General features: G+C 63.2%; 1 pseudogene. It reads left to right on the forward strand.

Going from position 1 to position 272, the window contains the following annotated elements:
- Positions 1 to 3: 3 nt before the first annotated feature.
- Positions 4 to 272 (forward strand): annotated as a pseudogene (locus ACFZPT_RS26695) (L-arabinose ABC transporter permease AraH); the annotation flags it as partial.

Below are 272 nucleotides of genomic sequence, written 5' to 3' on the forward strand. Positions count from 1 at the left end.
ACCATGACCACTCAAAACAACGCGCTGCCCACGGCACGCAAACCCCTGGACATGCGCGCCTTGCTCGACAACTGGGCAATGCTGCTGGCGGCCATCGCCATCTTCGTGTTGTGCGCCTTGCTGATCGACAACTTCCTCTCGCCGTTGAACATGCGCGGCCTGGGTTTGGCGATTTCCACCGTGGGCATCGCCGCGTGCACCATGCTGTTCTGCCTGGCCTCGGGGCATTTTGACCTGTCGGTGGGCTCGGTGATCGCCTGCGCCGGGGTGGT

It is taken from the genome of Pseudomonas sp. MD330_10 (assembly GCF_042610415.1).
Lineage (GTDB): Bacteria > Pseudomonadota > Gammaproteobacteria > Pseudomonadales > Pseudomonadaceae > Aquipseudomonas > Aquipseudomonas rhodesiae.